The organism is Candidatus Villigracilis saccharophilus, from assembly GCF_016711665.1.
Map to the genome: position 1 here is coordinate 63,065 of NZ_JADJSO010000002.1, position 25,727 is coordinate 88,791.

At 51.3% G+C, this 25,727-nt stretch carries 27 protein-coding genes; 3 read left to right on the plus strand and 24 right to left on the minus strand.

Annotation, left to right across the window (positions count from 1 at the left end; all coding sequences use genetic code 11):
- Window positions 1–2: 2 nt before the first annotated feature.
- The 4 genes from IPL17_RS00570 to IPL17_RS00585 all read right to left on the minus strand — a co-directional run bounded on the left by IPL17_RS00570 (window position 3) and on the right by IPL17_RS00585 (window position 4,551).
- The gene (locus IPL17_RS00570) at window positions 3–491 is read right to left on the minus strand and encodes a pyridoxamine 5'-phosphate oxidase family protein (protein WP_345305123.1); all 489 of its coding nucleotides are present in this window, start codon (window positions 489–491) and stop codon (window positions 3–5) included.
- A gap of 1 nt (window position 492) precedes the next feature.
- Window positions 493–1,401, minus strand: a complete 909-nt coding sequence (locus IPL17_RS00575) for an alpha/beta hydrolase (protein ID WP_345305124.1) — start codon at window positions 1,399–1,401, stop codon at window positions 493–495.
- Window positions 1,402–1,488: 87 nt separating this feature from the next.
- Window positions 1,489–3,822 (minus strand): S8 family serine peptidase, encoded by a 2,334-nt coding sequence (locus IPL17_RS00580; protein ID WP_345305125.1) that lies wholly within the window; start codon window positions 3,820–3,822, stop codon window positions 1,489–1,491.
- A gap of 81 nt (window positions 3,823–3,903) precedes the next feature.
- Window positions 3,904–4,551: a hypothetical protein gene (locus tag IPL17_RS00585; protein ID WP_345305126.1), complete on the minus strand. Its 648-nt coding sequence runs from the start codon at window positions 4,549–4,551 to the stop codon at window positions 3,904–3,906.
- Window positions 4,552–4,643: 92 nt separating this feature from the next.
- Between IPL17_RS00585 and IPL17_RS00590 the strand changes: the two genes are divergently transcribed.
- Genes IPL17_RS00590 through IPL17_RS00600 form a run of 3 tightly spaced genes read left to right on the plus strand, consistent with a single transcriptional unit; the run spans window position 4,644 to window position 6,750 of the window.
- The gene (locus IPL17_RS00590; RefSeq protein WP_345305127.1) at window positions 4,644–5,087 is read left to right on the plus strand and encodes a GNAT family N-acetyltransferase; all 444 of its coding nucleotides are present in this window, start codon (window positions 4,644–4,646) and stop codon (window positions 5,085–5,087) included.
- A 1-nt stretch (window position 5,088) separates the two neighbouring features.
- Window positions 5,089–6,294, plus strand: a complete 1,206-nt coding sequence (locus tag IPL17_RS00595; RefSeq protein WP_345305128.1) for a class I SAM-dependent rRNA methyltransferase — start codon at window positions 5,089–5,091, stop codon at window positions 6,292–6,294.
- A gap of 42 nt (window positions 6,295–6,336) precedes the next feature.
- Entirely contained in the window at window positions 6,337–6,750 is a 414-nt protein-coding gene (locus tag IPL17_RS00600) for a VOC family protein (RefSeq protein WP_345305129.1), read from the plus strand.
- 209 nt (window positions 6,751–6,959) lie between these two features.
- On the opposite strand, the gene IPL17_RS00605 is transcribed toward IPL17_RS00600, so the two are convergent.
- The 20 genes from IPL17_RS00605 to murF form a co-directional block, all read right to left on the minus strand.
- Entirely contained in the window at window positions 6,960–7,874 is a 915-nt protein-coding gene (locus IPL17_RS00605) for a hypothetical protein (RefSeq protein WP_345305130.1), read from the minus strand.
- 30 nt (window positions 7,875–7,904) lie between these two features.
- A complete protein-coding gene (locus IPL17_RS00610; protein WP_345305131.1) occupies window positions 7,905–8,900 on the minus strand; it encodes a P1 family peptidase in 996 nt (331 codons plus the stop codon).
- A gap of 33 nt (window positions 8,901–8,933) precedes the next feature.
- The gene (locus IPL17_RS00615; RefSeq protein WP_345305132.1) at window positions 8,934–9,395 is read right to left on the minus strand and encodes a GNAT family N-acetyltransferase; all 462 of its coding nucleotides are present in this window, start codon (window positions 9,393–9,395) and stop codon (window positions 8,934–8,936) included.
- Entirely contained in the window at window positions 9,396–9,794 is a 399-nt protein-coding gene (locus IPL17_RS00620; RefSeq protein WP_345305133.1) for a hypothetical protein, read from the minus strand.
- Complete coding sequence (locus IPL17_RS00625; RefSeq protein ID WP_345305134.1) at window positions 9,791–11,053, minus strand: crosslink repair DNA glycosylase YcaQ family protein; 1,263 nt, start codon at window positions 11,051–11,053, stop codon at window positions 9,791–9,793. The genes IPL17_RS00620 and IPL17_RS00625 overlap by 4 nt, the downstream gene beginning before the upstream one ends.
- A gap of 113 nt (window positions 11,054–11,166) precedes the next feature.
- The gene (locus IPL17_RS00630) at window positions 11,167–11,358 is read right to left on the minus strand and encodes a hypothetical protein (RefSeq protein ID WP_345305135.1); all 192 of its coding nucleotides are present in this window, start codon (window positions 11,356–11,358) and stop codon (window positions 11,167–11,169) included.
- A complete protein-coding gene (locus tag IPL17_RS00635) occupies window positions 11,355–11,783 on the minus strand; it encodes a hypothetical protein (RefSeq protein ID WP_345305136.1) in 429 nt (142 codons plus the stop codon). The genes IPL17_RS00630 and IPL17_RS00635 overlap by 4 nt, the downstream gene beginning before the upstream one ends.
- Window positions 11,784–11,850: 67 nt before the next feature.
- A complete protein-coding gene (gene ftsZ, locus IPL17_RS00640) occupies window positions 11,851–13,014 on the minus strand; it encodes a cell division protein FtsZ (protein WP_345305137.1) in 1,164 nt (387 codons plus the stop codon).
- Window positions 13,015–13,174: 160 nt separating this feature from the next.
- Window positions 13,175–14,461 carry a cell division protein FtsA gene (gene ftsA, locus IPL17_RS00645; protein ID WP_345305138.1) on the minus strand — a complete coding sequence of 429 codons (1,287 nt, stop codon included), beginning with the start codon at window positions 14,459–14,461 and terminating at the stop codon, window positions 13,175–13,177.
- The gene (locus IPL17_RS00650) at window positions 14,421–15,425 is read right to left on the minus strand and encodes an FtsQ-type POTRA domain-containing protein (RefSeq protein ID WP_345305139.1); all 1,005 of its coding nucleotides are present in this window, start codon (window positions 15,423–15,425) and stop codon (window positions 14,421–14,423) included. The genes ftsA and IPL17_RS00650 overlap by 41 nt, the downstream gene beginning before the upstream one ends.
- Window positions 15,422–16,534, minus strand: a complete 1,113-nt coding sequence (locus IPL17_RS00655) for a D-alanine--D-alanine ligase family protein (RefSeq protein WP_345305140.1) — start codon at window positions 16,532–16,534, stop codon at window positions 15,422–15,424. The genes IPL17_RS00650 and IPL17_RS00655 overlap by 4 nt, the downstream gene beginning before the upstream one ends.
- Before the next feature lie 27 nt (window positions 16,535–16,561).
- Window positions 16,562–17,482: a UDP-N-acetylmuramate dehydrogenase gene (gene murB / locus IPL17_RS00660; protein ID WP_345305141.1), complete on the minus strand. Its 921-nt coding sequence runs from the start codon at window positions 17,480–17,482 to the stop codon at window positions 16,562–16,564.
- Window positions 17,483–17,484: 2 nt separating this feature from the next.
- The gene (locus IPL17_RS00665; RefSeq protein ID WP_345305142.1) at window positions 17,485–17,700 is read right to left on the minus strand and encodes a hypothetical protein; all 216 of its coding nucleotides are present in this window, start codon (window positions 17,698–17,700) and stop codon (window positions 17,485–17,487) included.
- Window positions 17,701–17,708: 8 nt separating this feature from the next.
- Window positions 17,709–19,094 carry a UDP-N-acetylmuramate--L-alanine ligase gene (murC, locus tag IPL17_RS00670; RefSeq protein WP_345305143.1) on the minus strand — a complete coding sequence of 462 codons (1,386 nt, stop codon included), beginning with the start codon at window positions 19,092–19,094 and terminating at the stop codon, window positions 17,709–17,711.
- A 48-nt stretch (window positions 19,095–19,142) separates the two neighbouring features.
- Window positions 19,143–19,670 (minus strand): CvpA family protein, encoded by a 528-nt coding sequence (locus IPL17_RS00675; RefSeq protein ID WP_345305144.1) that lies wholly within the window; start codon window positions 19,668–19,670, stop codon window positions 19,143–19,145.
- Window positions 19,667–20,773: an undecaprenyldiphospho-muramoylpentapeptide beta-N-acetylglucosaminyltransferase gene (gene murG / locus IPL17_RS00680; RefSeq protein ID WP_345305145.1), complete on the minus strand. Its 1,107-nt coding sequence runs from the start codon at window positions 20,771–20,773 to the stop codon at window positions 19,667–19,669. Before murG ends, IPL17_RS00675 begins: the two co-directional genes overlap by 4 nt.
- Entirely contained in the window at window positions 20,679–21,926 is a 1,248-nt protein-coding gene (locus IPL17_RS00685) for a putative peptidoglycan glycosyltransferase FtsW (RefSeq protein WP_345305146.1), read from the minus strand. The genes murG and IPL17_RS00685 overlap by 95 nt, the downstream gene beginning before the upstream one ends.
- Window positions 21,905–23,299, minus strand: a complete 1,395-nt coding sequence (gene murD, locus IPL17_RS00690) for a UDP-N-acetylmuramoyl-L-alanine--D-glutamate ligase (protein WP_345305147.1) — start codon at window positions 23,297–23,299, stop codon at window positions 21,905–21,907. Before murD ends, IPL17_RS00685 begins: the two co-directional genes overlap by 22 nt.
- 5 nt (window positions 23,300–23,304) lie before the next feature.
- Window positions 23,305–24,309, minus strand: a complete 1,005-nt coding sequence (mraY, locus tag IPL17_RS00695; protein ID WP_345305148.1) for a phospho-N-acetylmuramoyl-pentapeptide-transferase — start codon at window positions 24,307–24,309, stop codon at window positions 23,305–23,307.
- Window positions 24,306–25,727 carry a UDP-N-acetylmuramoyl-tripeptide--D-alanyl-D-alanine ligase gene (gene murF, locus IPL17_RS00700; protein ID WP_345305149.1) on the minus strand — a complete coding sequence of 474 codons (1,422 nt, stop codon included), beginning with the start codon at window positions 25,725–25,727 and terminating at the stop codon, window positions 24,306–24,308. Before murF ends, mraY begins: the two co-directional genes overlap by 4 nt.

Here is a 25,727-nt window from a genome sequence, read left to right on the forward strand (position 1 = left end):
CACTAATCTTCAAACACAAACTTGGTCGGGTTCTCGAAGAACTTGGTCCACGCCAGGCATTGGCGCGGAGTGAACATATACAAGCCACCCGCATCCCATTGATCTGGCTTCGGAGCGTATCCGTCAGATTCGTATTTGGCGCAGTATGCTGCAGCTAGCCGCTGGGCAAATTCAGGGTCAGGTTTGGATGCGGGCTGGGATGTCCCATCCATGATGACCACATCATTTCCGCTTTCGAGGTGCAAGGTCACATTTGAATTCTGTTCAAGGTTGCGGGCGTGGCGTGTCTCAGGACTGCCGTCATAATAAAATTTGCCATCCAGATACGCGCCCCAGCGCGGAACAACATGCGGGCGTCCATCGGGATAGACCGAACATAGCCAGTAATTGATCGATTCGGTTAATCGCTTTTCTACATATTCCCAGGGGACTTCGGAAATGGGGCTGTCCACATAGCCTTTGGGAAGTTTTGGACGTAGTATTTTTGGCATGTTATTTATCCAATAAATACTGATCGAAGAACGCGACAACCCGCGCTTCATATTCTTCGGCGCGTTCGGTATCAAACTCCACGTGACCGAGCGCAGGGTCGAACCATAATTCCTTCGGCTCACCCGCCGCATCGTACAGGCGCTGACCGCTGTCCGCGGAAATGACCGTATCCGCGCCGCCCTGCATCAGGAAGATGGGGCGCGGGCTGATATCCGCGATCCACTTTGTGGCGTCAATATCTTCTTTTTTAAATCCAGTTTCATTCTCCGCCCAAAAAGTGATCAGCGGCACGAAGGGGAAATTAGGCAGGCCTGTAAAATGTGTGACACTTGTGGATACCGTATCGTTCAATGAGGAGAAAGCACAATTCGCGACCACGGCTTTGATGTTTTCATTTTGCGCGGCAAATTGAATGGCGAGCATACCTCCATACGAATTGCCGATGATGCCGACCTTAGCTGGTCCAATATCACTGCGCAGGAGCAGAAATTTATACCAGGCTTCCATGTCATCAATTTCATGCATGCCAAAGGTGATCAACTCACCTTCGCTGTAATCATGCGAGCGGATGCTGGTGAGCAGCACGCCGTATCCATGACGATACATCATCTCTGCTTCGTTGAGTAATTCAGAGCGCGTGGATTTATATCCGTGCTGCATGATGATGACCGCGCCGTTTTGCGAAGGAATGCTCCAGCCGACAAGTTTTTGCCCGTCTGGATTTGTAACCGTCACATCTTGAAAAGGCAGGTTGTAATCCGCGGGAGTTTCATCGGGCAGGTTGCGGGTTTCCATCGGCGCGTTGAGTAGACCGTGCGCCTCGCTGCGTGTCTTCCACATCAAACCGCCGAATGCGATCAGAAGGATTCCAATAAGAATAAGGATTGAGTTTTTCAGCCATTGCTTCATAATATGTACCTCGTCATAATAATAGGGGCGACCCATCATGATCAGCGGCCCGACTTCATCAAGCCAGGCGGGTCGCCCCTACCAGTATTATTTATTTATCAAAGCCTGCTTCACCGCTTCATAGACATCCACAATGCCATAGCCATACACATTACTTGATTCGCCGCCGCTGCCGCATGGGTCGGGAATATTTCCATTGTAAGGCTGTGCAGTATCTCTGATCAATTTTTCTGTCGAGTCAATATCACCGATCAGATCAGGCTGGGCTGACCAGATCAACGCCACCACACCCACAAGGTGCGGTCCCGCCATGGATGTGCCGCTGTTCGCACCATATGTCCCTTGCGGCAGCGAAGATAATATATCCACGCCAGGAGCGACAATATCAGGCTTGGTACGGCTGGAGCCGTCAGCGGTCACGGGGCCGCGGCTGCTGAACTCTGCCATGTCGCCATATTGATCAATTGCGCCGACGGAAAAAACAGAATCATATAATGAAAGCGGAGATTCAATCGTTTCGCACATCGGCCCGTCATTGCCTGTGGAGACCACCACAAAGATGCCCGCATCTCTCAAGTTGTTCGCCGCATACAACAATGCATTCGGGTCACAACCTTCAAGAGATGGGCAGCCCCACGAGTTATTCAAGACATGCGCGGCTTTGCTCGGGTCGCCATCTTTAAATGGATCGCCTCCATGCGGAAAGGGCGCGAGCATGAACTGCATACAATCCAGATACAAGGCGGGGTTGGCTAGATTTCTATCCAGATTTACACAGCCGATCCATTGGGCTTCGGGCGCAACTCCAATACCGTTCGCGCCGAGGATCGTTCCCATCGTGTGCGTGCCATGTCCGCCTTCATCGTTCGGCGAAGTCGTGGCATCCCACGGGTCGAACCAGTTGTAATCGTCGCCTTGGGTCACGCCGCGATATTGGTCAGCAATGGCGGGATGCTCTCCATCCACACCCGAGTCAGACTGCCCGACCACGATGCCTTCGCCGCGCACTTTGAACTCGTCCCACACTTTGTCCGCGCCGATCATGGAAATATTCCACTGCACGCTGCCGTCCACTTCAGACAAACCTCCAGGCGCAGGAACATCGTCAGGAACAGCACGCAGGCGCGGGCTTGGAATGACGCGATCCACTTCGGGGCGGGTCATCAAATACAGGCGCACCAGAGTCCCGCCGCGGACTTCCATCGCGTTCTCCAAATAATACGGCGTATATTCCACGCCAACCGAATCAAAAAAACGTCTTAGTTCAGATTGAGTTTCGTTTGCGTGTTCAGTTAATTTTTCAAATGCCACGTGCAATCTTTCATCGCGATCCGTAATGCTGGCAACATCGGAAAGATCCGCCTGATCTTTTAAGATGACAAAAAGACGGTCGCCATAATTTCCAGGATTGCCGAACATGAAGAAGACTGTGATGACAACCAGCCATGTGATGCCCGCCCCCGCCCACCCGATCGCGCGCGTCACTCTTTGCCCTGAGCCTGCTCCTGTTACGAACCGCAGGACCAGCGCGATGATGCTGGTGACAACCCCAATCACGATCACGAAGCCTGCTGTTTTTACAGCAACACCAGCAATGTCGCCGAGGACAATGGTCAGCTCAGTCGGGTCGAACAGAGCCAGGCCTGCAAATACCAGCAATGACACAGCCGCGCCCGCCGCAGATTTGGACGGCATCAACGCGGAGATCCCAAATGCGAACGACGGAAGTATGGCAAGCAGAAGTAATTGCGAACCATCATAGCCAATGGCTGACCCAAGCAATGCCAATAGCGCACCAATGCCGATGCCGTCCAAAAATAAATTTCCAGTCGTGGATTCGATCAATGTCGCGGCGAGAAATCCGAATGAAATGCTCGCAAACAAACTGAGAAGAGTATCGCCCAGTGAGCCAAACGAGCCATAGACCACGAACGGCAAAAATCCAATTCCTGCAATGACCAACCCAAAAGGTATGGAAGCGCGATCCCAGTCAATTTTATTTTTATTCTTTCGAGCCAATATCACAACGCCCGCGCCGATCAAACAAATAACCGCCTGTGATATGGAACCAAGCTGATCATTGTTCGGTCCGATCACACGCAAAAGCAAAGCAGGGAACGCCATCACGGATGCGCCAGCCAGCCCCGCATAGACAGGTTTGAAACGATCATCATTCGTGAAGCGCCATAGCACAGTAAAGAGGATCGTCATCAAAACAGCCTGTACTGCCAGTCCGATCATCCCAGCCATTTCAAGATTTTTCAAACTCAAGGAAGTGATCGCAGTCTGTTCCGTTGACCACAATATAAAATGGTAGATAAATAGACAGACAGGCATCGGCAGTACAAACAACAAAAATAAGACCAACGCGCCTGTGGTGCGATTTTTCGGTTCAGGAGATGTGGTTTCCATTTCAATCATTTTGCCTCTTTATGTTTTATGGAGCGCGGACTATCGTCCGCGATTTTCTAAAAATGCAGACTGAAGTCTGCATTCCTTATGTTAATCTTCAGGCGCTTGTGGAATTAAAGCCTCAGGCCCGTGCGGATGGACATTAAATATCTTGAAACCAAATTGCACGGACGGCCCCACCAACAGCGCATAGACCACCGTGCCAAGTCCCGCAGGTCCGCCCAACAGCCAGCCGAGAGTCACAACAGTCACTTCAATAATAGCCCGCGCCACGCGAATGCTGATGCCCGTGGTGCGCTTGATCGCCAGCATCATACTGTCACGCGGACCAGCGCCCGCATCCACGCCGATGTAGATGGCGCTCGCCAAGCCCATCAGAAAGATCGCCAGCAACAGCATTCCGCTTTGCAGGAGAAGGTTATCCTTTACAGAAGGAATGATCGAAAGCCAGAAATCCTCCCACGGCCCAATTGACAGGATATTGGCCAGCGTGCCCCAGCCCAATTGTTCGCGCATCAACAGCGCACCCGAAAGTACAATAAAGCCCATCAACACGGTCATTGTCCCGATCGAGATATGCAGTTTTGACGCAAGCGCAACTTCCAAAACGGCCCATGCGCTCGTGCCGATATTACCGCGGATCATCAACGTGATCGCCAAGCCAAACAAAAAGAATCCGATTTGAATCCGCAAAAATTCACGCGGAAAAGTTTTCCATCGTACAGGTTTAAGCAGCATAATTCTCCATTATTTTTAGAGACCTGCCAGGTTTCAATAAACCTGGCAGGTCTTATTTAATCGATGATACCATGATGTGATACACTCGCCGCATGACGCAAATTCTGGAAATTCAGCGCGGCTCATTCACCATCAGCACCGATCCTGCGCGCCTGGATATTGACGCCATCTGCGATTTTTTCACGCGCGCCTACTGGACGAAAGGCCGTCCGCGTGAACGCACCGAACGCGCGCTCGCCAATTCGCTGGTCTTCGGCGTATATGAAGGCACGAAACAGGTCGGCATTGCACGCGTCATCAGCGATTATTCCATCTTCGCGTATATCTGCGATGTATTCATTCATGAAGAGTACCGTGCACAAGGTCTCGGCAAGTGGCTGATCGAAACTATCATGTCCCATCCCGATCTTCTTGGTCTGCGCCGCTGGACTCTGGTCACACGCGACGCGCACGGTCTGTACAAGCAATATGGATTTACTCCGCTTTCAAATCCCAACGGCTGGATGGAGATCATTCGGCCATTTCCCGGTGAATAATATGAACATAAAACTCAATGCAGGACGTGAAAAAAGTTTACTCCGCCGCCACCCGTGGATCTTTGCCAGCGCGATCAAACAAGCGGATTCAGATCTCGCCTCCGGCGCAACCGTTGACCTGCTCTCGTCTGATGGGCAGTTCCTAGCCCGCGCATCCTACTCCCCCATCTCGCAGATCCGTGCGCGAGTGTGGACGTTTAACGATGAACCTGTTGACAAGGAATTCTTCCGTAGAAGGATAAAGTCTGCCATTGAATTGCGTCAAATGTCAAAAGTCGATAGTCATACGAATGCATATCGTTTGCTGCATGGCGAATCGGATGGGATGCCGGGCTTTGTGGTGGATCGATACAAAGACCTGCTTGTGCTTCAATCCACCACCGCAGGCTCGGATTTTTGGAAGGAGATCGTGGCCGATGTTTTAGTAGAAGAAACAGGCATTCAAAATATCTATGAACGCTCCGATGTGGACGTGCGTGAATTGGAAGGACTCAAACCTATCGCGGGAATATTGCGCGGGACAATTGACGATACTTCGACTGGGCTCAGTACAAGTTTACGATTGACGATTGACGAGTACAACTTGAAATTTCAAGTTGACATCGAACACGGACATAAAACAGGTTTTTACCTTGACCAGCGTCACAACCGTCACCGGGTTGGTGAATTTGCAGAAGGCCGTGATGTGTTGAATTGTTTTTGCTATACAGGCGGATTCTCGATCCACGCCCTGGCGAACGGAGCGAAGTCAGTTCTGTCCGTCGATTCATCTGCGGATGCGCTCTCGTTGCTTGAAGAAAATATAACGCTCAATAATCTACCTGCTGAAAGACACACATGCCTCGAAGGTGATGTGTTTCAATTGCTAAGAAAATTTCGTGACGCGAATCGTTCCTTCGATATGATCATCCTTGATCCGCCGAAATTCGCTCCGACCGCCGCCCATGCTGAAAAAGCCTCGCGCGCGTATAAAGACATCAATCTGCTGGCGTTCAAATTACTGCGTCACGGCGGGATGTTATTCACCTACTCCTGCTCAGGCGGCATTGACGCGGCGCTCTTTCAAAAGATCGTCGCTTCCGCCGCATTGGATGCAGGCGTGGACGCGACGATCATCGAGCATTTATCACAGGGCAGTGATCACCCGGTCAGTTTGCATTTTCCCGAAGGGGCGTATTTGAAGGGATTGGTTTGTATGAAGGGGTAGTGCTTTGCCATCATAAATTATGCAAACAAAAGGAGATTATTCATGGATGAAACTACAGGAAAAGATGCAGAAATGAATCCCTGGCCCAAAGGGATTAGTGCCATTACGCTGTTCGTCGAAGACTTGGAATCCGCGAAGCAGTTCTATGGAAAGGTCTTTGGTCTGCCAGTGGTGTTTGAGGATAACAACTCAGCCGTGTTCAAATTTGGGGATACACTCGTCAACCTGCTGAAAATCACCGAAGCAAAGGAATTGGTTGAGCCTGCAAAAGTGGCAAACCATGAAGCTGGCTCCCGCTTTGTCTTCACCATCACCGTGGATGATGTGGACGCCATGTGCGCAGAGCTGACCGCGCGCGGAGTGAAACTATTGAACGGTCCGATGGATCGGCCTTGGGGCATCAGAACCGCCAGCTTCGTTGACCCTGGCGGTTATATTTGGGAGATCGCAAAGTAGACTTGCTCTCCAACTTGTAAAATAAAATTTCCGCCATGCAAACCCAAGTTTGCATGGCGGAAATCGTTTCAAGCAAAATCAAACTATTGAGCATTCATCACAGGGCAGCGATCACCCGGTCAGTTTGCATTTTCCAGAAGGCGCATATTTGAAAGGATAGTTAAGCAACTGGAAATAACCCGAACAATTTTTTAATCAGAAAAATATTTCTACATAGTCCAGGGCTCAGCAAGCATGTCGAGTTCGTTCGACCATTTGTGGTGCAGGGCTTCGATCTCCTTGCAAATGCTCGCGGGAAGCGGCTCGATATTTTCTTTTGCAGAAAGAAACTCATTCAAGTTTTCAACATGGCTGGTCGATCCAACAGTGGCCTTAACTTGTGGAAAGCTATGTGCAAAACGAACACAGAATTCCGTCCAGCTTTTTATAGTGGATCTTTCAAAGATCGGCGCCACTTCAACAGCACGTTTCTGCAGGTAATCTTTCCACGCGAAACCAGGCACATCACGCAGGCTATGGACAGGGCCGCCGGAGACCGTCCGCATGGCAATGATCGGCTGGTCTCTTTCAACGATTTCATTCCAAAGCTCATTGGATGCAAAACGCTGCAATGGATTCAGGTAAAAAATGAACCCGTCAATGATTCCTTCAGTGTAGCCAGCGCGCAAGGCTTTTAGCGGCGGCTCAGACGTCCAGGGAAATGCTTCGACAACATAGCCTTGCACAAGTCCTTCATCTTTCAAATCCTGGAAAACCCGATAGCAATCACCGCCATTGGCAAAATCCTTTGCAAGCTCCCCGCCAAGACACAATTGACCGAGCTGCACCCCGCTCAGCCCAAGAGGTTTAATATTCTCTTCGATCACTCCGCGGAGTTGGCCAATATTCTCCCAGCCTATTTTTATGATGAGCTTGGGCACTTTCGCCGGCTCTTCTGCAAAAACTTCACCGAGTACTTCCAGTGCATTCCCATACATTCTGGCCGTGTGAAACCACACCCCCGAGTTCATTGCAGCACGTGCAATTTTTATTCTCTCCTCGTGTGAGATGGCTTCATCACCAAGTTTGGTTGTTCCATAGATATAAGGGGTAATATCATTAATAGCCGATCTGCTGTTTGACATAAATTTCACCTCAATGTTTATTTTTTTTTTCTATTTATCGCTCAACCCCGGCAGCCCGCCAGCGGACTTTGCCATTTGCACTGCGCGCAGGATCGCCTCTGCCATCACTTCCGCCGCGAACGCGCCGACTGTGGAGACATTGGCATTTTTCGTGCCGGTCGATAACGCAAAGATCACATCGCCATCCAGCATGGTATGAGCGGGTCGGATGGTGCGCGCAAAACCATCCTGTGCCATCTGCGCGACCTTGGTCGCCTGGGCTTTGGTTAACTTTGCATTGGTCGCCACGACCCCGATCACGGTGTTACTGCGGCTCGTCAAACCAAGGACGCTGCGTCCTACGGGAGATTTCATCATCGCCAGCGTATCTGCAAATTGACCTTCTTTACCAACCCGTAGCGGACCGATCTTTCCAGAGCGAAGTCCGGCAATGATCTGGCCTGTCTCTGGATCAACCACATCACCCCACGCATTGACCGCCACGATGGCGCCGACGATCACGCCCCCACCGATTTCCATGCTGGCGGTTCCCAAGCCTGATTTCATCGCAAGCGCATTGCCGAACATCTTGCCGACGGATGCGCCTGTCCCTGCGCCGACATTTCCTTCCGCGGGTGGAGTCGAACCTGCCGAAGCGGCCGCCAATGCTCCCATCGCAGAATCAGGCCGAACGTCCGCGCGACCGAGTCCCAGATCATATAGGATCGCAGAGGGAACGATCGGCACCCGCGCAGCACCGGTATTGAATCCGATTTTGTTCTCTTCAAGATAACGCATCACGCCGCTGGCCGCATCCAAACCAAAAGCGGAGCCGCCAGCCAGAACCACAGCATGGACTTTCTCAACCAGGTTGACGGGATCGAGCAGGTCGGTTTCGCGCGTGCCCGGTGCGCCGCCGCGTACATCCACGCCGGCGACTGCGCCCTTCCTGCAGAGGATGACCGTACAGCCGGTCAAGGCTTCTTCATTTTGCGCGTGTCCCACTTCGATGCCGCGCACATCAGTAATGGCATTTTTGAGTTTCATGATTTCAGATCCTGTCAAAATATTTTTCGTGGCTCATTCATATCTTAAAGCAAATCCATCGCCGTCTTCCTTGTAAATCACAAACCCGCATTTTTCCAGAACCCGTCTGGATGCGATATTATGCTTCACAACAAACGCATACAGCGGGCGGATGCTGACCCATTCCAAAAATTGTTTCAAGGCTGCGGAGGCAATGCCCCTGCCCCAATATTCCCTGCCGATCCAATAGCCGACTTCCTGTTCGCCTTCATGTTCCCAACTGACAATATTGCCAGCGACCTGTCCATCATACACAATGGTCTTTAATATATTGGCCTCGTCAGCCATGATCTTCTTCCAATGCGCCATGAATGCATCCCAATCTCTGGATGGGAACTCCGCCATCTGCGCCGCTTCCGCGTCAAGTTGGTGCACATAAAACACAGCGAGGTCATCCGCGCTGACAGCCCGCAGAGTGACTTGATCCGATCGAAGGGACGGATTTTTTTTGTCCACTTAATTTGCCGCGGGCTTTTGTATGCCGGTATGAAAAAATACCAGCCAGGTAAAAATAATTGCAAAGACGACATACACGATCGAAATGACCAGGAGATATATATTCGCGCCATTTGAGAATTGATTGTTTAGGAAGGTCAACGCGCCGATCATGAAATGGGAAAAGTTCGCAATGGAGATCGGCCGCAGATAAACTCCGCCGATGATGTTGTCCTTGGCGGTCCAGTTCATCAGCGCGAAGGACAAATACAACGCTCCCAGCAGTTGTATCAGGACGGGCAACGGACTTGTAAAGGGCAGGCTCAACATCTTCAATAATTCTTCGGGCACGAACAAGGCGATCAACCCGAAGAGTCCCAAAAATATACTGCTGGCAACCATTAATGTTTTTGTATTCATGACCGATCCTTTTTCAATTCCTTCTTTAAATACGAACGCAATTTAATCGGCTTAATTCCACTCAGGTCAAATTTCTTTGCGTCGATCATATCCGCAAAACGGCGCAGTCCTTTGGCGAGCGCGCTGGCAAAGGCTTCATCTTTGGGCGCATCATCTTCGAGCCAAAATCCCAAAACATGCAGCGTGTTCGTTCTGCGGTCCAGTTTCGGGTCAAGGCGCGCCACGAGATCATCACCATACAGGATCGGCAGGGTGTAATATCCCCAGCGGCGCAGATGCGCGGGCTTATACACTTCCCACAAATATTCAAAATTAAAGACCTTCTTCGACCGTCCGCGCGCGCTGACAATTTCCAGCGGGGCAAGGAATGTGACTTCCTCTTGTGTGGATGGTCCGGCAGGCTTCCATTTTTTTGGAATACGACCCGCCTCCAACTCCGACAGATGAGGCTGGTCGCTATTTAGATAGAGATAGCTGTCCTTTGAGTTTTCCACGCGCACCCGAGCGACTACTCCCTGCTCGATCAAGCTTTCAATGCGCGTCTTCGCTTCCTCGCGCGACACATCCCGATTCAGATAGCCGCTCAAATCAGTACGCCATGTATTTTCACGCGCCATGCCAAGGAACGCAATGGATTTGCGGATAAAGAAATCCTCAGCCTCAGAATCCGTCACCTCAAAATCAAACTCACGCGGCAGGACGCGTTCACGCAGATCATAGATGCGGTCAAAGCCCTTGCGATTGGTGATCATCACCTCGCCGGTCAACCATAAATAGAACAATGCGATCGAGGCTTCCTTGCGTCCGCGGTAACTCCAAGCGCTGACCTTTGCGCCTTCAAAATCACGGTTGCCCAGCGGACCGCGTTCGCGCAATTCATCCAGCACATGCTTGACCAATTCGGCAGGCGGATGCCTGAATGATTCATAATGAATTCCATGCTGACGGCGATGCTTCATGGGCAGTCCCCAATATGGGAATTCGCTCATCGGATACATGAACAACCAGCCGCCATAATCAAAAGCTTTGCGCTGCTGATACGCCATCTTATATAAATGCGCGGGCTTGTAATTCAAGACGCGCCCGTACATGGCAATATCCTGACTGCGCGCCACCATGGTCAACGGGTCAAGTTGAAGTCCCTGCATCTGGCGCAAAGCGGATTCGGCGCCGTTCAGCCCCTTGAAACGGCGGCCCGGCCAAAGTCCCTGCTGACCGAGGATGAAGCGGCGAAACGTTAATTGTGAGATCGTGTCCATAAAAAAATAACCGAGGATGATGAGTCCTCGGTCAATTCTCCCAATAGGGGCGACCCTTCAAAGTTTATCAGACAGGCTGGCATACAAATGGGCGGGTCGCCCTTACAATATTTTTAGTCATCACCGAGCGAGGCAATTGCGCGCAATAAACCAAAGACCAGCACGCCCAGCTTAAGTCCTTCGCCGGTGGTGATGGCGGTTTCACGTTCGGTCTTTTCGGCGCGGCGGGTCAGCAGCACAGCCGCAACCACACCGGTAACCGCTCCGATCAACGCGCCGAATAGAATTGTATTCCGATTGTTCATGGGGTTTTTATCCTTCCAACAAATACTTTAATTTTTTCAATAAAACCATCGATCGCGATGACCGGGACAGTGACTTTATCCGCGGCGCGAATGATATAGGATTTGGCAAGATAAACATAATCCTGTGCGATGGCTGTGTAGGTAGGCAAGGCGCTCAAGGCGCGTGCCATCAGGTAGATAAGGCCGATCAGGATCGCCAGAGTTATCAAGCCTGCCACCAACACAGGGATGATGATCCAGATCGTGGAGATGGCGGCCCAGCGGCTCACATCCCCTTCCGATCCGAATGTGACCAGACTGATCAGGATGATCAACCCAACTATCAAGATGGCGCTCACGACGACCGGCAGAATGATCTGCATGGTGCGCTGTTTGCGATGCTGTAAATATGAATAATGTTCGGGGTGCGGAAGCTGGGCTTTCATTGCTTATATTTTAGCATGAATCAAAAGACCCTAAAGGCTAAACCTTTAGGGTCTTTTGAAGAAACTATTATCTTCTATTTCTCAGGAAGGTTGGAACATCCAGATCATCAGCGTTGATACCGGGGTGTGATGCGGGTTTGGAGTCACCTGCGGATCTGTAGTCAGCACCAACGTTAACCGATTCGTTCGAGCGGGCAAACGGTGTATTGGAAGCGGAAACAGGCTTATCGTTACGGGTGGGGCGTTCCAAAGTGCGGCGCGGAACTGCGCCAGCGCGTTCGAATCCGGTGGCGATGACCGTACAGCGGATCTCATCACCCATTTCAGGATCGATGACAGCACCGAAGATCATGTTGACATCCGGATGAGCGGTTTCGCGGATGATGGCTGCGGCCTGATTGACCTCGAAGAGGGTCATGTTGGGTCCGCCGGTCACATTGAAGAGCACACCGCGCGCGCCATCAATGGTGATGTCAAGCAGTTGACTCGAGATGGCCTGTTCGGCCGCGTTCTTGGCACGATCGTCACCGGTGCCGCGACCGACTGCCATCAATGCCGCGCCGCCTTCGGACATAATGGCGCGCACATCGGCGAAGTCAAGGTTGATCAAACCAGGAATGGTGATAAGTTCGGAGATGCCTTGAATGCCTTGATGCAGGACTTCATCCGCCATGCGGAACGCATCCTGCAGGGAGGATTTTTTATCCGCAAGCTGGAGCAGGCGGTCATTTGGAATGGAGATCAGCGTGTGCGCATGCTCTTTCATTTTTAGCACGCCTGCTTCTGCAGATTGGGAACGCTTGCCGCCTTCAAAAGTAAAGGGACGTGTGACCACGCCAATGGTCAGCGCGCCGCTTTCCTTGGCGACCTGCGCCACAATGGGAGCCGCGCCCGTGCCAGTACCGCCGCCCATGCCCGCTGTCACGAAGATCATATCCGCGCCTTTGAGCACATTGTAAAGTTCGTCGGCTGATTCTTCCGCGGCTTTGCGGCCGATCTCAGGATCGCCGCCGGCGCCAAGTCCGCGTGTGAGTTTATCGCCAAGACGCACCCGAATGGGCGCGCGGGACAACGTAAGCGCCTGCGCGTCTGTATTGGCGGTAATAAACTCCACGCCTTGAATGCCTTCTTCCATCATACGGTTGACAGCATTCTGGCCGGCACCACCAACACCGATCACTTTGATGCGGGCAAAGGATTCTGATTGCGGATTTCTTTTATTCGAGTCCATGTGTTCCTCCTGGCTAATCTATGCCATATCTTAAACGAGATTGATGAAATATATAAGGGTAAAAAGTTGTTGTTTTATGATAAATTTTTTGGGCATAAAGTGGATGGTTTTCCATCGCTTCGGGAACCAGTTTTTGACTGGCATCCTTACTTCAATCCTATTAAGGCAGTAACCGTTTCATCCAATTTTTGATCGCATCCAAATCCATATTTTTCTCTCCTCTTGATCTATTCCGTTTGTTGTAATTGTTTGAAAGAACCACATCATGATCTCGCATAGTGGCCGCCCAGCGCAGCAACCCCACACTGGTTGAATATGCGGGCGAGTCAAGCTTATCCACAAGACCCGTTAGGTTTTCCGGCTGCGCTGTGCGCACGGGCATTCCCATTACCTGACTTGCAATACGTTTGATACCGGGCAAAGCTGAAGTGCCACCCGTTAACACCACACCTGCGGGAAGCAGGCCATCATAGCCTGAACGCTTCACTTCCTGCATGATCAGACGGAACGTTTCTTCGATCCGGGCCTCAATGATGTGCGCGAGGTCCTGACGGTTGATCTGTACATCATGATCTTCGCCAAAGGGGCGGATGGAAAAATACTCCTCGAGCCCAACTTCAGATCGAATGGCATAGCCCTGCTGTTTTTTAACTTCCTCAGCCTGAGAGATGGGCAGGCGTAGTCCATGCGCGATATCCTGTGTGACATGATTACCGCCGACAGCCAGCACCATGGTATGCCAGACATCTCCGTCCACATAAATGGCGAGATCGGTCGTCCCGCCGCCAATATCGCAGACTGCGACACCCATTTGACGTTCATGCTCGGTCAACACAACTTCCGCAGAGGCAAGCGGATTCAAAACAAATTGCTGAATTTCAACACCCGCTGCGCCAACACATTGACGGAGGTTGTCCACCGTCGCGGCGGCCGCAGTGATAATGTGAGTTTCCACTTCGAGTTTATAGCCATGCATTCCAATGGGTGTGCGAACGCCTTCCTGCCCGTCAACGGTCATGCCGCGCTGAATAATATGCACGATCTCGCGGTCATGCGGGATGGCAACGGCCTGTGCCTGTTCAAGCGCGCGCGAAATATCCACCGCATCTATGATCCCGCCGGGAATGCCGGTCGCGCCGCGGCTGTTGACGGAAGATACATGCGCCCCTGCGAGGCTGACCAACCCGGCCGTGATCTCCATCCCGGAGGTACTCTCTGCCTTTTCCACCGAGCGTTTGATCGCCTGTGAAGCCGCGGGAAGATCGACGATAATGCCTTTACGGATCCCATCAGAAGGTTCAATACCAACACCCAGGATACGAATGGTCTTTTCATCCTCCACCCGTCCAACCAGGGTGCAGACCTTTGTAGTGCCTACATCAATACCAACTACGATCTCATCCATGTTATTGTCCATCATCTGTTCTTGTTTCTGAAGATTGATCATCATTCATACGGTAATAGGGCGCTTCAGGATATTGCACACTAATAAACTGCGGTATCGTACCGCGTTCCACCAGCGAGTTAGCCAATGTTTGATATACCTGTATTTTCAAAGCCATGGTATCGGTGCCTGTGCCAAAGAACACAGTCCATCCGCGGCTGTCTTTCCATCCAAGTCCATCGCTTGAGTCATAGATCATCGTCGAGTCAGCAGGCACAGCCGGCGCGAGAGCGAGGATCGCATCCACCAGTTCTTTTTGCATAAAAGCCGGCGGCACCAGCGGATCACTCATCGCAGCCGCGCCCGACGGCGGAATACTCAGGCCGATCACTGATACAAGGCCATCGGCCGATCCACGCGGATGAAACGCCACGCCCATTGAATCGACCCATGTGTAAGCGTCATCCTGCTGCCACAAAATCAGCGGCTGACGCTCGCTCACTGTGACGTAAACATGGTTCGGCAAATAAGCTTTTACCTCGACCGATGCCAAATCGGGATAATTCATACGCAAGCGGACCGCCAAATCCTCTGGTTTGATCGTAAAAATTGACTGGCCCGTCACACCAAGCACTGCATTGATATCTTCGCCGCTTATGCGATCATTGCCAAGCACGGTAGCTGCAGGAACGTGAAAAAATGGAAGAGTCAAGACAAGATAAATTAGAACAGCAAGTGAAACCGCGACCAAGGAGGAAGTCAGGCGCCAGCCCGCCTGCACGCGGGGCAGGCGCAGACTGCCGCGAGATAGCAGCCCGTCCGGCACACCGATCGCGGAGGTGAAGCGGCGGTTTTTCTGTGCCGCGCGACGGGGTTTGGTCACGACATACGATTGTGTGACGCGCGATGTAACAGGCATGACGGGTTTTGATGCACGCCTGCCGGTCTGTTGTATCTCGTTCCGCGCACGGTCAGCACGACGCTGGCGCGCAATCTCGGATCGGGAAGTTTCTCGTTTCTCACTCATGCCTGCCTCCGATGCTCGGTATGATCTCGTTGAGCTTTACGCTCAAGCGCAAGCTCGATCAAACGGTCCACAAGCTGGGCGTAGGTCAGGCCGCTGGCCTGCCATAATTTTGGATACATGCTGATCGATGTAAAGCCCGGTATTGTGTTCAATTCATTTAAGTAAATTTTATTTGTATCGTTTTCAAGGAAGAAATCAGCGCGCGCCATTCCAGCACAGTCAATAGCTTTGTAAGCCCGCACGGCATAGGCTCGGACCTGATCGCTCACTTCCGCAGGTAATTGCGCGGGGATGACGAGCCCCGAAGTACCGTCTACATATTTTGATTCATACGAATAAAACTCGCGGCTTGGCATAACTTCGCCGCATACCGAAGTCTGCGGATCTTCATTGCCCAGCACGCTCACTTCGATCTCGCGCACCTGACCGACACCCCGTTCAACAATAATCCGCCGGTCGTAACGCGCGGCCTCCATCAAGCCTTCGCCAAGGTCCGAGCGGGAATCACATTTGCTGATACCAACAGAAGAACCAAGATTGGCAGGTTTCGCAAAGAACGGATATGCGCCCATTTTTTCAACCTGCGCGATCACAGCATTAATATCGTTTTCAATATCGCCGCGCAAAACAAGGATTGAGTCCACGATCGGGATCCCATTCGCGCGCATGACATCCTTGAAGATGCCCTTATCCATGCCGACAGAGGACCCAGCCACCCCCGCCCCGACATACGCTACATCCGCCAGTTCAAGTAAACCTTGCAGCGTGCCATCTTCACCGAACGGTCCATGCAGGACAGGGAAGAATACATCAATGTCTGCGAGTTTTTCGAGTATTTCATGGCCATTCATGCTGCGTAAAACATAGAGAGCGGAATGTGACGGTTCGCCTGGAAGAACTACCCGATTTAGGTCTTCTATATTTCTTTGTGAAAAAGACTCCAGCGTATTTTCACCATTCAGCCATTCACCATCCAGTGTAATGCCAACCTGAGTCACTTCATATTTTTCAGGATCAAGCGCCGCGAGCATGGAACGCGCAGACATCAACGAAACATCATGTTCGCCGGACCTTCCTCCAAACAAAACTGCAACTCGAAGTTTTTTCATATTGTTTCAAAGTTGAACTTTATTCGTTCAACTCCAATCTCCAATTAGTTCAATTTCCAGATCAAGATCAATGCCAAATTTCTGCGCGACTGTTTCGCGTGTCAAACGGATCAAGGCACAAACATCACTTGCGCGGGTCTCGCCGTGGTTGACAAAGAAATTTCCATGAATCCTGCTGATCTCAACATTGCCGATGCGCGTACCTTTCAAACCCGCGGCTTCGATCAGACGCCCCGCATGATCGCCCGCGGGATTTTTGAACATGGAACCCATGCTTGCCCCGGGAGGCTGCGTGGCTTTTCGGCGCTCACTTAATTTATTGATTTTAGCAGACACTTCTTCTTTGTCCGCATTTTTTAATCTCAACAAAGCCGAGAGAATGATCGAGTCTTTATCACCATGTTTCAAAATACTCGTGCGGTATCCATACTGCATGTCTTCAACAGAGATTCTTTTTTCCCCATCTCTCGTCAGGACATCCGCCCAAATTAAATTCTCAGACATGTCACTGCCAAACGCACCCACATTTCCATAGACCGCGCCACCCACCGTGCCGGGGACAGTCGCCGCCCACTCCAAGCCTGCCAATCCTTTGGACGCGCAGCGATTTGCCAGATTGCTAAAGATGACGCCCGCTTCACACCAGACTGTGGGCTGGTCGCTGTTTTCGAAGCGCACTTCCTTCGCCCGATCCAGAACCACCACCCCGCGCACCCCTTTATCACTGACAAGCACATTCGAGCCGCCGCCAAGAATAGTATACGGCACAGCCTGCTCCCAGATAACCCGCATTACACCCATTAACTCACTGGCACTTTTGACCACCACAAAAACATCCGCCGGGCCTCCGATGCGCGCAGATGTATACGGCGCAAGGGCAACATGCTCCTGCACACTCTCGCCAAAATAAAGGCGTAATACATCAACGGGTCTTGCGGGCGTCGTCATGATCATTTGTTCCTACGGTTATTTTCCAAAAATTCTATAAGCCTCATAACTTCATGCAGTCCTGCGTGTTCCTCTTGTGGTAAAAACTTCCTGATGGCCGCAGCCAGGGCTTTTTTATTCACCTGGTCATCCCCGGCATGCGCCAGGGTCATTCTCAATGGCGGCAGCGCGATCACTTCATCAGGTTTGGGCGATTGTGCTTTCTTTCCTGCAACCATTCCCAACCTCACAGATCCCTTAATACATTCGTGCTGATCTGGTCTGCGTCACCTGCAGAAAGCACCAACAGCACATCCCCTGAACGAAGATTCTTAAGCAGGGTTTTGGTGGTATTTTCAAGCGACCCGCTAAACCGCGCAGAGGGATGCGGCATTGAGCTTACAACTTCAGCGGATGAAAAATCCTGTTTTGCTTCACGCGAAGCGTAGATATCAGTCACCAATACTTCATTGGCATCAGCAAACGCGCGCGAAAATTCAAAGAATAGAATTTGTGTGCGCGAGTAAGTGTGAGGCTGCCAAACTGCCCAGATCCGCCGTCCGGGATAACGCGCCTTTGCACCGGCCAGTGTTGCGCGGATCTCGGTGGGGTGATGGGCATAATCATCAATAACGGTTACGCCTTTTCGCTCACCACGCACTTCAAAGCGGCGGCCCGTACCGCTAAATTCGCCCAGCACCTCGGCGGCTCTTTGAAGCGACAATCCCAGCATAGCCACCACAGACAGCGTCGCGAGCGCGTTTCGCACATTATGTTCGCCCGGCACTTGCAATGAGACTTGCAAAACAGACGCGGCTGAAGGTCCCAAATTCGTCATGGCTGAAAAATCATATCCACCGCGGTGGTTGGGCTTTAAAGTGCGCGCCTGCATCCATTGCGGACTGTTGATGGTCATCTCGCTCTGCAAACTGTAAGAAACCACGTTCAACCCCTTACGACGGGCGTGACTTAACAAGGTTACCGAGCCCTCATCATCCGCGCACGCGATCAACGTGCCGTCAGGCGGAAGCAAATCCACAAAACTTTTGAAAGCCGAAAACATATCTTCATAGGTTGGATAGCAATCCGGATGATCGTGCTCAAGATTGGTCACAACTTCAATGCGCGGCTTGAGCCCCAGGAACATGCGGTCATATTCATCCGCTTCGATCACAAAAGGGTCACCTGTTCCAGCACGGGCATTGACCTTCAAATTATTCAATACACCGCCAACAATAAAGGAAGGATCGCGCCCCATGGCATACAGAGTCCATGCGATCATGGCGGTCGTTGTCGTTTTACCGTGTGTGCCAGCCACCGCAATGCCTGTTTTATCAGCCATTAACTGACCGAGGAAATCTGCGCGTTTGTAAACTGGAATGCCCACAAGTTTGGCAGCTTCCACCTCGGGATTGTCATCTGCAATGGCAGAAGAACGAATCACCAGGTCTGCGCCGGTTATATTACGGGGGTGATGTCCAATATAAATTTCAACGCCGGCATTTTGAAGTTCCAGCGCGAATTGCGAAAGCGCGCGATCTGAACCTGTCACGACATATCCATTCTCTTTTAGCAGGCGCGCGATCGCAGAAAGCCCTGAACCACCAATGCCAATAAAGTGAACCCGTTTCATAGTTGTTTTCTTGTGTGCGACAACAAGATGTCGCGCTCCAAATTTATCCTAGATATAGACCACGATAATAAAGATCAAAACGATAATGACGGCAAAATAAATACCGGGCTCGCCCAACAAACGCGGCGGCATATATTTCATCATTAAGTCCACGGCCTGAATCACCGCCGGATCAGTTGCCGGACTGATGATATTCTTATAAGGGTAACCCGCGACATGGTTGTAGAAAAGAACCGTTCCCGCAACAAAATAACCATTAATGCCGCCCAGCACTGCGCCGAACAGGGAATCCTGCAAGCGCTCGCGGGCAGCCTTGGATGCGAAACGCGCAATGGCTACGGTTTGATATCCAAAGTAAACGAGCGCCAGAAGGATGATGGTGCGAATCCAAAAAACTGAACTGCTGGCGTCTTCCAGGTCGCGTACAAGCGGAATATATTTTTCCAAAAGCAAATTGACTGCCAGCGCGGTGATCACGCTGAAAGCGACAAGCAGCTCCTTCGCCCAGCCGCGCATCGCACCGATCACGGCAAATAGAACGACATACATCCAGAAGATATAAACAATGCTCATCATAAGGGTTGCTCTCCTGCCAGTTTAACCAACTGGCTGGCGATAATATCTGCCGCATTGGGGTGCGCCATTTTTTTCATCGCGGCACGCATGCTTTCAAGTTTTTTCTTATCATTAAGTAACAAGTCTTTTACCGTGTTCAGAAGTTTATCTTCCAATAACTCATCCTGCAAGATGACCACCGCATTTTGTTCGGCAAGAAAATCTGCGTTCACTTTTTGATATCGCCATGCATAAGGATATGGGATCAGCACAGCAGGTAAACCAAAGAGCGGATATTCTCCCAGTGTGGAAGCGCCCGCCCGCGATACGACCAGATCTGCGGCGGCTAATGCAGCGCCCATCTCATGCAAATAGGGCATGGCATGGTAACTGGAGCGTAAATGCACAGGCAATTCCTGCGCAGATCTTTCAACAAGGGACCAATCCAATGAACCTGTGATGTGAATGATCTGCGCGATGTTCAGAAGTTCGTTGAGATGGTTCAGAACCGCCATATTGATCGAACGCGCGCCCTTGCTTCCGCCGGTGATGAGCAGGGTGGGCTTTGTTTGCACAGCATCCAATCCTAGGTGCTGGATCGCTTTTGCGCGGGACCAGTTTACGAGGTCAGGGCGAAGCGGGTAGCCCGTGGGAATAATTTCTTTCAGGCGCGGGAAATATTTCTTTGAAGCCGTCGCAGTCACGGTGATGACATCAGCAAAACGGGAAAGGAATTTGAGCGCGAGACCAGGCTCAATATCAGGCACATATAATACGGTTGGAATATTTCGACCAGCAAAAGCCATGGGAGCGGCAACAAAGCCGCCGGTAAAGAAAAGCACATCCGGTTTGAACTCGCGTAAAATTTGGCGTGAAGCTGTTACACCACGCGCAAGTTTTAATAGATTGCCAGGCAATGCCCGCAAGCCAACGCCATGCACGCCCGCCGCAGGAATGGAACGATAAGGGATACCCGCGCGATTCACGAGTTCCTGCTCCATACCGCCTTCACCACCAACCCACAAAGTTTCAAAGCCGGGGTTTTGACTGGTCAGCGCGCTGTGTACGGCGAGCGCGGGATACACTCCGCCGCCCGTCCCCCCAGCGCAAATTAGCAACCGCACTATAAGACCTCCATTCTTCATCCGTGATCGTACCTTCGCCGGTTTGTCGGGAAATATTCGAAACCATGCCAAATGCGCTCAACATGATCACAAGATTTGATCCGCCAGAACTAACGAATGGCAGTGAGTTTCCAGTGAAGGGCATGAGCCCCACCATCACAGCGATGTTAGACAGGGCTTCAAAAGCAATCCAGGTTACCAGCCCTGAAGCCAACAAAGTACCAAGCATGTCCGGGGCGCGACGCGCAACAACAAATCCACGCCAAAAGATAAATCCATATAAAGCGATCAGGGCGATTGAACCCACCAATCCAAGTTCCTCAGCAATGACTGCAAAAATGCTGTCCCTTGGAGGGAGCGGCAACTGCAAATATTTGCTGCGTGACAATCCAAGTCCTGTACCAAACCACCCACCGTTGGCGATCGCCCCAAGCGAAGCCCGCACATGATCTGAAGAATCCAATGGGTTTTTTAGTCCGGCAATAAATGGGATCATGCGATCACGACCCGTGGCCGTAAATACTGAAACTAAAACAGCGGCAATTATCGCCACGACGAGCAGGATGCTAATTTGTTTTATGTCTCCGCCTGCAAGAAAGAACAGCAGACCGCCAAGAATCAAAATGGTTACGGCAGCGCTGAAATCAGGTTCCAATCCGATCAACCCGCCGACAAAACCAAGAATCACACCCAGGGGAATTAATCCAAAGGAAACATCCTGCAAGTCCTGTTTCTTCGCATTCAACCAAACCCCTAGATAAAGGACGGATACCAGCTTGGCCAGTTCCGAAGGCTGTACAGAACCATTGAAAAGACCACGTTTCGGGCCTTCACCTTCCACAAACAGGACGGCGATCAGCAAAATAACAGAGACCACCATGGCTGGCACAACCAGTTTACGCCAATAGTGGTAATCAGAAAAAGCAAGAATGGTAAATATCACCATCCCAACTCCAAGCCACATTAATTGGCGGTTAAACATATACATTGGGTCGCCATATACTTTGCCTGAAAAATCGTACGAAGCAGAGAAGAGCATCACCAAGCCAAACACGATCAATATAGCCAGAGCGACAAGCAATGGCATATCGAAGCCGCCTGTAAATCTGGGGCGGTTTAAAGGCCGTTCGTTTACGAAAGTTCCTGTACCCATTTTATAAAATAATCTCCTCTCTCTGCAAAATCCTTGAACGCGTCATAACTTGTACCGCCCGGTGAAAGCAGGACGACATCACCTGCCGAGGCGATTTCCGCGGCTTTGATCACTGCCTCTTTAAGATCATTCACGCGATGAAGGTCAACGCTTCGAACTTCACTGACACTTGTTATGGCTTTCTGAATCAATTCCGCCGCCTCGCCAAAGACCACCACATGATCCACCCGCTGGCAGATCAACTCGGCGATATCCAGCCAGGGTAAATTCTTATCACGCCCGCCAAGCAATAATACGATCGGCTCATCAAAGGCATGGATGGCTGCCATACTTCGTTCCGGCGCAGTCGCAATCGAGTCGTTATACCAGCGCACACCATGCAATTCACGTACCAGTTCAAGCCGATGCGGCACACCGCGGAATTCTTCAACCGCTTCGAGCATGTCATCAAGTTTAAATCCAGCCGCGTGACCGATGGTAAAGGCCGCGAGCACATTTGCTACATTATGGTCGCCACGCAACTGGATATTCTCGCGCAAGATCAAAGGCAGATACGCATTGCCATCGCGCAGATTCAATAATCCATCATGGTGGTACGCGCCATTCAAACCTTCATCCAGATCATGCAAACTAAACGTTAAAAGTCTGCCTTTTATTTTATTGCGCAAACTCCATGCACCTTTATCATCATGACTGAGAATGGCAGTATCTTTTCCAGTCTGGAATTCCAAAATGCGGGCTTTAGCATTTGTATATGCTTCCATTGTGCCGTGACGATCCAGATGATTGGGGGTGATGTTCAAGATCGCAGAGATATTCGGCGAAATGGTCATCTGTTCCAATTGAAAAGAGGAAAGTTCCAGGATCGCCAGATCGTCCGCCTTCATTTCATCCACATAATTAATGAGCGGGTCGCCGATATTGCCTCCAACATAGACCGAATTCCGGGAACCGGATTCTGTATTTTGAATTGAAAGTTTCGCCATTTCACCGACCAGGGTTGTGGTCGTTGTCTTTCCTGCCGAGCCGGTGATGCCGATTGTTTTGCACGGCACAACTTCCATGAAGACCTGTGTGTCATTCGAGAGCGGAATTCCGCGTTTCACTGCTTCCTGAACAATGGGCAGTGTTAACGGGACGCCGCCCGAAAGGAAAAGCGCATCAGCCTGGTCCAATAATTCCAGGGGATGCCCACCCACTGCCCATTCCACGCTCGTATCTGCGAGAGCGGCACGCGCGGAAGCAAGTTCATTCGCGGACCGCGAGTCACTCAAAGTCACGGATGAACCGTGACGAGCGAGCCAGCGGGCCAGGGCAATTCCCTGTCTTGCTGCGCCGAGGATGAGTGTGTGAGTTCCGTTCCAATTTGTCATAATAGCTACACTTGCGAAAGTCCAATTCCAATTAAAGCCGCCATCAATCCGATCAACCAAAAGCGCTGTACAACCTGGGTTTCGCTCCAGCCGAGTAATTCAAAATGTAAATGAATGGGCGCCATCTTGAAAAAGCGCTTTCCTTTCGTCCATTTGAAATAAACGATCTGGATCACATCACTAACCATTTCCGCCAGCGGGATAACGGCAATGATCAGCAGCATCGGCCATTGGCCGGTCATCAGCGCGACCACAGCCAGCACCGCCCCCAATGGAAGGGAACCGGTATCGCCCATGAATAGTTCAGCCGGATGCACGTTGAACCATAAGAAACCAAATAATGCTCCAACCAGAATAAAACAAAACCGCGCCACATAGACCTGGTCTTGCATGATGGCGATCCCTCCAAAAGCTGCAAAAGCTGTCGCAGCGATCAAGCCGGCCAGGCCGTCAAGCCCGTCAGTGAAGTTCATCGCGTTGGATTCGGCTACAATGATAAATGCCGCGATCGGCACATACCACCAGCCTAGTTCGATCTCAAAGAATAATCCGGGCAAATACAGATCCGGCACATCCATTTGGTATTTCAATACATAAGCAACCACAAGCGCCAGGATCACCTGGAAGAAAAATTTTGTACGCGCGCGCATGCCGTCGCCTTTGCGCTTGCCGCGAATCCCTTCCCAATCATCGACTGCCCCAAGAATGGCATATCCGACCATGGCAGCCATCGGCACAAGCACTGAACGCCCAACCCCGTTCGCTGTGATACTGACGCCAATTAAAGCGACCGCGTTTAATAAACCACTAAACAACAATACTGGAAAAATGAACAGAACACCGCCCATGGTGGGTGTTCCCATTTTCACGCCATGATGGCCCGGCTCTTCCACGCGAATGATCTTGCCGATCTTGTAATGACGCAAAATACGAAGCAACGGTCCGCCCCAGATGGCGGTCATCACAAACGCGAGTCCGGCCAAACTAAGGGAAAGCGCGATCTGTCTCATGATTGCACCTCGAGGGCGGCCGTGATGCGGTCCATACGCAGCCCATGCGACCCCTTGATCAGGACGGCATCTTTCGATGTCAGGTGCTTGCTTAACCAATCCACGATCGGCTCCGCTTCCTCAAACTCGATAATATTGGCAGCTTTCATACCTGCGCGGCGGGCCGATTCTGCGATCAGATGGGCGCGCGGTCCCAGTGTAAGCAGGGTCTTTGCCACCTGTGCAGCACGCAGCCCCACCATCTCATGTCCTTGTTTTTCATAAGGACCGAGTTCAAGCATGTCACCTAGAACAGCATATTTGATGCCATCCATTTCATCCAGCAGGTTTAGAGCTGCCAGCATGGATTCCGGTGATGCATTATAGGTATCATCCAGAATTAAAGCTCCGGTCTTGCTGCGCACAGCAACGAGACGGAGCTGAGACTGTCCCTGAGCAAAACCTTCGAATATCTCCTGCCAATTCAATCCATCATTCAAACCAACAGCGGCAGCTCGTAAAGCGGTATGGACAGAATGGCGTCCGATCATGGGAACACGAGTATGGATCGTCTCGCCTTTGTAATGCAGGCGGAAGCGAATGCCATCCAGCCCGAGCCCTTGGATCTGGTCAGCCCATAGGTGGGATTCAGGGGAAAGCCCGTAAAAGAAGACTCGGGCTTTGGCTTTCTCCTCCATCTTGCGAACCCAGGGGTCATCAAAGTTAAGGATAGCCACTCCGTCAGATGGAAGCGCCTGGACTAATTCACTCTTTCCGCGCGCGATCGCTTCCTGTGAACCTGCGCGCTCTGCATGGACAGTGCCAACATTCGTTACAACGCCAATTTGAGGCAGGGCAATATCACAAAGGAATTGGATCTCGCCGGGCACGTAAAACCCCATTTCCAGCACGGCGCGTTGATAGCCGCGCCCAAGCCTTAAGATCGTGAGCGGCAATCCAATTTCATTATTTAAATTCCCGGGGCTTTTTAGCGTGCGATACTTCGTTCCAAGTACCTCAGCGATCATTTCTTTGGAAGTGGATTTGCCCACGCTGCCGGTTACACCAACCACACGCAAATCCAATTTGCGTCGCCAAAAGCGCGCGATCTGCTGTAATGCGGAGATGGTATTATCTACACGCAAGCAGAGAGGCGGGGTAAAGTCAAAGGTAGGTTCCACCGCTTGACCGCCGCGCAGGTCAAGGGTCCGCAATGAGGCGGGTACTTCTTTTTGGGTTAAAGCAAAAGACGCCCCCCTATTAAATGCTTCTGAAATAAAATCATGTCCATCCACTTTTTCACCTGGGATGGCGACAAAGAGCGAACCAGGAATTACCAGACGCGAGTCAATAGCCGCTTCAGTAATGATCGCATTCGCGTTCGTACAGCGAGCTGCGTTGCGGGTAATGGCTTCGAGGGCGTCTGCTAATATGAGCAT

Bases quoted from the DNA above. Each gene is read 5' to 3' on its own strand.
- IPL17_RS00610 (WP_345305131.1), bottom strand. From the start codon at position 8,900: ATGAAACTCAAAAATGCCATTACTGATGTGCGCGGCATCGAAGTGGGA.
- IPL17_RS00635 (WP_345305136.1), bottom strand. From the start codon at position 11,783: ATGAAAGCCCAGCTTCCGCACCCCGAACATTATTCATATTTACAGCAT.
- ftsZ (WP_345305137.1), bottom strand. From the start codon at position 13,014: ATGGACTCGAATAAAAGAAATCCGCAATCAGAATCCTTTGCCCGCATC.
- IPL17_RS00585 (WP_345305126.1), bottom strand. From the start codon at position 4,551: ATGCTGCTTAAACCTGTACGATGGAAAACTTTTCCGCGTGAATTTTTG.
- ftsA (WP_345305138.1), bottom strand. From the start codon at position 14,461: ATGATCAATCTTCAGAAACAAGAACAGATGATGGACAATAACATGGAT.
- murD (WP_345305147.1), bottom strand. From the start codon at position 23,299: ATGACAAATTGGAACGGAACTCACACACTCATCCTCGGCGCAGCAAGA.
- murB (WP_345305141.1), bottom strand. From the start codon at position 17,482: ATGACGACGCCCGCAAGACCCGTTGATGTATTACGCCTTTATTTTGGC.
- mraY (WP_345305148.1), bottom strand. From the start codon at position 24,309: ATGAGACAGATCGCGCTTTCCCTTAGTTTGGCCGGACTCGCGTTTGTG.
- IPL17_RS00605 (WP_345305130.1), bottom strand. From the start codon at position 7,874: ATGTCAAACAGCAGATCGGCTATTAATGATATTACCCCTTATATCTAT.
- IPL17_RS00620 (WP_345305133.1), bottom strand. From the start codon at position 9,794: ATGAATACAAAAACATTAATGGTTGCCAGCAGTATATTTTTGGGACTC.
- IPL17_RS00600 (WP_345305129.1), top strand. From the start codon at position 6,337: ATGGATGAAACTACAGGAAAAGATGCAGAAATGAATCCCTGGCCCAAA.
- IPL17_RS00685 (WP_345305146.1), bottom strand. From the start codon at position 21,926: ATGGGTACAGGAACTTTCGTAAACGAACGGCCTTTAAACCGCCCCAGA.
- IPL17_RS00580 (WP_345305125.1), bottom strand. From the start codon at position 3,822: ATGATTGAAATGGAAACCACATCTCCTGAACCGAAAAATCGCACCACA.
- IPL17_RS00665 (WP_345305142.1), bottom strand. From the start codon at position 17,700: ATGGTTGCAGGAAAGAAAGCACAATCGCCCAAACCTGATGAAGTGATC.
- IPL17_RS00570 (WP_345305123.1), bottom strand. From the start codon at position 491: ATGCCAAAAATACTACGTCCAAAACTTCCCAAAGGCTATGTGGACAGC.
- IPL17_RS00595 (WP_345305128.1), top strand. From the start codon at position 5,089: ATGAACATAAAACTCAATGCAGGACGTGAAAAAAGTTTACTCCGCCGC.
- IPL17_RS00590 (WP_345305127.1), top strand. From the start codon at position 4,644: ATGACGCAAATTCTGGAAATTCAGCGCGGCTCATTCACCATCAGCACC.
- IPL17_RS00575 (WP_345305124.1), bottom strand. From the start codon at position 1,401: ATGAAGCAATGGCTGAAAAACTCAATCCTTATTCTTATTGGAATCCTT.
- IPL17_RS00655 (WP_345305140.1), bottom strand. From the start codon at position 16,534: ATGAAAAAACTTCGAGTTGCAGTTTTGTTTGGAGGAAGGTCCGGCGAA.
- murC (WP_345305143.1), bottom strand. From the start codon at position 19,094: ATGAAACGGGTTCACTTTATTGGCATTGGTGGTTCAGGGCTTTCTGCG.
- IPL17_RS00625 (WP_345305134.1), bottom strand. From the start codon at position 11,053: ATGGACACGATCTCACAATTAACGTTTCGCCGCTTCATCCTCGGTCAG.
- IPL17_RS00630 (WP_345305135.1), bottom strand. From the start codon at position 11,358: ATGAACAATCGGAATACAATTCTATTCGGCGCGTTGATCGGAGCGGTT.
- IPL17_RS00675 (WP_345305144.1), bottom strand. From the start codon at position 19,670: ATGATGAGCATTGTTTATATCTTCTGGATGTATGTCGTTCTATTTGCC.
- IPL17_RS00650 (WP_345305139.1), bottom strand. From the start codon at position 15,425: ATGAGTGAGAAACGAGAAACTTCCCGATCCGAGATTGCGCGCCAGCGT.
- murF (WP_345305149.1), bottom strand. From the start codon at position 25,727: ATGCTCATATTAGCAGACGCCCTCGAAGCCATTACCCGCAACGCAGCT.